This is a genomic window from Shewanella sp. POL2, assembly GCF_000282755.1.
Lineage (GTDB): Bacteria > Pseudomonadota > Gammaproteobacteria > Enterobacterales > Shewanellaceae > Shewanella > Shewanella xiamenensis.
The window spans coordinates 1-4,225 of the sequence record NZ_AKZL01000156.1 but is presented as its reverse complement, the minus strand read 5'-3'; the positions used below and the strand labels follow the sequence as shown (position 1 = coordinate 4,225).

Below are 4,225 nucleotides of genomic sequence, written 5' to 3'. Positions count from 1 at the left end.
GAAGCGGCGAGCTATTCGATGCTGCTTGGTGGTGCATTGGGCAACCTGGTTGATCGTGTATGGCGTGGATCGGTAGTGGACTTTCTTGATTTTCACTGGAGCTATTCTCATTGGCCAGCATTCAATCTGGCTGATACAGCGATATTCATAGGGGTATGTATTTTTATTGTGAGTATCATAGGTAGTAGGAATCATCAAGTTCATGATGAAGGCGATAACAGCGACCATGAAAACAACAAAGGAATGAGGTAAGTGGAGAACACGCTCCCGCTGTGGCATGTGGAGCGTGTTCTCGGATTTATCAATTACTAAATAACCTCATGTCTTGTCCCGTTGAAAAGGCTGCATCAACTGTTGCCAATAGTCAGCTGGATAATTCGGCGTTGAAGCGATACCAAGATCCTTAGTACCGATCGTTCGTTCAGAGTCAAAATAAGCCGTTCCCAACAGGCGATCCGTCAAGGTGGTAAAAAGCCCGAAGTTCACATCGCCTTCTTCTGCCGTATTTAAGTGGTGGAAACGATGCACCGCGTTGATTGCGAGAACCCTCCTCAGCGGTCCAGTAAAATACGCCACGTTCGAGTGCTGCAATAGTAATTGAAGCACTACTGCAACCACCAACAACATCAGGACATTTTGTGGCACTCCTACAAAGAGCAATGGTGTCGTTCCTGCGACGGTTTCTATCAATTGATGCAATGGATGTTTCATAAGACCATTAAAACCGTATAGCCGTTTTACGCTGTGATGAACGGCATGAAGGCGCCACAGTGAAGAGAGGCGATGACTGGCAAAATGCGCCAGGGTGATGCCAACATCAGAAATGAGGATCGCCAATAGTAACTGGAAAGCCAGCGGCCACCCGGAAGGCCATATCGGTGCCAAGACCAGCAAGCCACCAAATAACGGGAGTACAGCAACGCCAATAACATTAAGTGACTCGTTCATAAAGGCGTGAAGAAGATCGCGTCGCTGATCTTGTTGCGGTTCATTAAACTCACGATCATAGGGTGTCAGTTTTTCGGTGGCGAAGGAAATTCCTATAAATACCAAGATCAAAAATACCAGCCAACCGTGGTTGAAACCCTCGGTAACAAGATAGATAGCGACGCCATTTCCGACGAGCAAAAACAACGGCAAATACAGGAGCCTAACCAACCACGTTATGCTACGAATCATTTTAACACTCCTCGCTGATTGAGAGTGTTCAGCATCTCATGTTTACACGTAGCCACATTGAACGAAAGTGCTGTTTATTCTGACAAAAGCCGTTGAATAACTGCCGGGGAAACGCCAAAAGCCTCGGTAACAGACCGGCAGAAATGGGCCTGATCGGAAAATCCCGATGCAATTGCCGCATCGGTGAGTGACATTTGGCGTGATAACTCAAACCCCGTTAATAGTTTTAACCACTTTTTATAGCTGCGTAAAGGTAAGCCGGTGCTTTCGGAAAACCAGTGGGAAAAACGACTTGGGGAAAGACGAACTTTCTTTGCCAACTCTGCTCTAGAGATTGATCGCCCATCCATGGCTTCGGCATGTAATGCTTTTAAAATGTGGCTCAATCTGCTCTTTGGATCAGATGTTTGATCGTGCCGGTAGTGACGCTCGAAAGCCTCCAGTTCGAATGAAAGGTTTTCCGTGGCAGTAAAGCGAGATAAACACGCTGTATTGAATTCCTCACGGAGTGTCCCAATGGGTTGCATCAACGGATTTTTTATGTGAGGCAGCAAGGCTTTGCAAATATCATGGGTTGGATCGATATAAATACACAGTACCTCGGCCATTATCAATTGATGAGTAACTCCAGCCGGTATCCATAACCCCTTTTCTTTGTGCCGTGTTTCGCTGGAAATGACTTCAACGTTTGCATCTAAACCGATCGCGATTTGATGCGCCCAATGTTTATGGGGCTTATTGTCTCCTGACTCGCCGAGGAACGCACCGATACCTGGTGTTATCGCTACTGAGCCGCGCCATGGGTTCACTAAAGTATTTGTTGTGATCATTACCCTATCTCTACAAAGGCAGCTTTTCATTGTAGTTGACTGTCTATAAGCGCTTGCAACTTTTCTAGGAGGATAAATGAGGCATTATTGGTGAATTGCTGTCCTTCTTCGATGTACTCCCATACGGTAGCGTCGCTCTTCCAGCCGCCTTGTTTCTTAATAAACTCAAAGTCGATTTTTTCCCTCGCTGCCGATGTAGAGAGGCCACGCCGAAAGCTATGGCTGCTCAAGTCCGGCACGAAATCGAACTGACAGGCGTTGCCCAGAGTCTTGAGTAATTGATTAATGCCACCGGGATTCAGTGCTTTGGGTTGAACCTTATCCCAACGGTTAACGGGACGAAAAACCGGACCTTCATTGATATCAGCCAATTCTATCCAGTTCTTCATGGCCATAGCAGGACAGCAGCCTGGTGCACCGAAAGGTAATGCTCGCACTAAGCCCATGGCTTGTTGATCGGTCTTGGAACGAGACAGCCGGATGAGAAGTCCTTCTGGTTCCCACACCAGATCACCGATTTGAATGGCCACCAATTCGCTACGACGAAAGGCGCCAAAAAAGCCGGTCAACACCAGCGCGATATCCCGCTGTTTCTTTTTGGTGTCAGGCAGTTGCCGCAAGTGATTCACCATCTGGGCAATGTGCTCCAAACGTAATGCCTTGGCTTTGCGTTTGGGTTGGCCTTGAGTACGACGAACGCCTTCCATGGTTTTGCGGACCAACGGATCGCTTACCGGATCGATGAGCCCTTGGTAATGGTGCCATTGGCTAATGGCGGTCAGGTGCAGATCCAGGGTCCGGGGGTTGAGCGATTCGGCTCTGGCCAGCAGGTAACGCACGACAGTATCCCGATCCGAGGGCAGGCGACCACCCCATTTTTCAAATTGGCGAATGGCCGAGCGGTAGGCTTTGCGCGTGTTGTCGGACGTCGCTGCCTGGAGGTAGTGCCGCAATGATTCGGCTTCCTGACGTTCAATCAGGGTCGATTCCTCATTACGTAATGGCAAGTTGCTAGCCGGTTTTGGCGGTTTGTTGTTCATGAATAGGATTTCCTTCGATGTCGCTCAAAAGGCGGCTATGTACCGGCGTTACAAGTCGAAAATTTACGTCAAGATCCATTAACCTACGATAAGTTAGATTATCGTAGGTTAATATCTGGGATTCAAGGAATCTTGAAAAACACTAATATAATGGTATATTACGTGTTATGTAATATGTTACTAAATAATCCGAGAGGAATCACCATGGCCCGTGCCGGAGTCACTTATCACGATATCGCTAAAACCGCTGAAGTCATTAAAACACATGGCCAGGAACCCACGGTGGATAGGGTGCGCGAACACCTGGGCACCGGCAGCAAAAGCACCATCGCGCCATTGCTCAAGCGTTGGCGGTCGGACAATGGGGAGGCAGCCGATATCAGTGGACTGCCGAACGACTTGATCGAAGTGGTAAAGTCCCTGCATGAGCGGGTACAGCAGATGGCCGACCACCGTATCGAACAAGCTCGCCAGGAATTCGAAACTTTAAAGGAAGAACTCCGCAAAGAGTTGACCTATGCCAACAACACCATCGCGCAAATTACTGCCCGACAACGGGACCTTGAGAACCAGATAGCACGAATTACCGAGGAAAAAAGCCTACAAGACAAGTCCCTGGAAGACGCGCGTGTCAGCCTGGCAAAGGCCGAGTCTCAGCGGGACGAAGCGCTTACGCGAGCCAACGACTTGAAGGAGAGTATCAGTGAACTCAGGCAAGAAAACCGGGATATTCGCGATCATTTCGAACATTACCAGCAGCGTACTGCCGAAGACCGCCAGCAGGAGCGCGAACAGTTCCATTCAGTTAACCAGGGGCTGAAGGATCAGATCTCGGATCTGCAACACCGGCTCGCCCAGGCTGAGTCGAGAGCGTCAGAGCTGTATAACTCCAATGCGCAGTTACAACGACATGCCGATGAATTAAAACAGGCCAATGCGGCGCTAAATAGCGACCTGAAGGGAAAGATAGAAGATATCCAGAACCTAAAACACGAGTATGAAGAAGCCGTGACAAGCTGCCGGGAATACCAGTATAAAAATGATCAATTGGCGGAAAGCATGGCCGTGCTCACCACTCAGAAAGCTGATATCGAAAAGCAAGTGGCCGTGTTATCCCACGCATTGGAGACCACCAAAGCAGAACTGAAAACCGCCCAGGATAAAGTGGCATTTCTG

Annotated in this window: 5 protein-coding genes; 2 read left to right on the top strand and 3 right to left on the bottom strand. The window is 48.8% G+C overall.

What is annotated here, in order from left to right:
- On the top strand, window positions 1-252 hold a 252-nt coding region (locus SHEWPOL2_RS21520), incomplete at its 5' end, for a signal peptidase II (RefSeq protein ID WP_037431578.1).
- Window positions 253-318: 66 nt separating this feature from the next.
- Here SHEWPOL2_RS21520 and SHEWPOL2_RS21515 read toward each other — a convergent pair.
- From SHEWPOL2_RS21515 to SHEWPOL2_RS21505, 3 genes are all read right to left on the bottom strand, one after another.
- Window positions 319-1,179 carry a sterol desaturase family protein gene (locus SHEWPOL2_RS21515; RefSeq protein WP_037431573.1) on the bottom strand — a complete coding sequence of 287 codons (861 nt, stop codon included), beginning with the start codon at window positions 1,177-1,179 and terminating at the stop codon, window positions 319-321.
- 74 nt (window positions 1,180-1,253) lie between these two features.
- The gene (locus SHEWPOL2_RS22320) at window positions 1,254-2,009 is read right to left on the bottom strand and encodes an AraC family transcriptional regulator (RefSeq protein ID WP_050991421.1); all 756 of its coding nucleotides are present in this window, start codon (window positions 2,007-2,009) and stop codon (window positions 1,254-1,256) included.
- A gap of 26 nt (window positions 2,010-2,035) precedes the next feature.
- Window positions 2,036-3,049 (bottom strand): tyrosine-type recombinase/integrase, encoded by a 1,014-nt coding sequence (locus tag SHEWPOL2_RS21505; protein WP_037431571.1) that lies wholly within the window; start codon window positions 3,047-3,049, stop codon window positions 2,036-2,038.
- A 204-nt stretch (window positions 3,050-3,253) separates the two neighbouring features.
- Between SHEWPOL2_RS21505 and SHEWPOL2_RS21500 the strand changes: the two genes are divergently transcribed.
- Window positions 3,254-4,225, top strand: a 972-nt coding sequence (locus SHEWPOL2_RS21500; protein ID WP_037431569.1) for a DNA-binding protein, incomplete at its 3' end; no start/stop codon positions are given.

Bases quoted from the DNA above. Each gene is read 5' to 3' on its own strand.
- SHEWPOL2_RS21515 (WP_037431573.1), bottom strand. From the start codon at position 1,179: ATGATTCGTAGCATAACGTGGTTGGTTAGGCTCCTGTATTTGCCGTTG.
- SHEWPOL2_RS22320 (WP_050991421.1), bottom strand. From the start codon at position 2,009: ATGATCACAACAAATACTTTAGTGAACCCATGGCGCGGCTCAGTAGCG.
- SHEWPOL2_RS21505 (WP_037431571.1), bottom strand. From the start codon at position 3,049: ATGAACAACAAACCGCCAAAACCGGCTAGCAACTTGCCATTACGTAAT.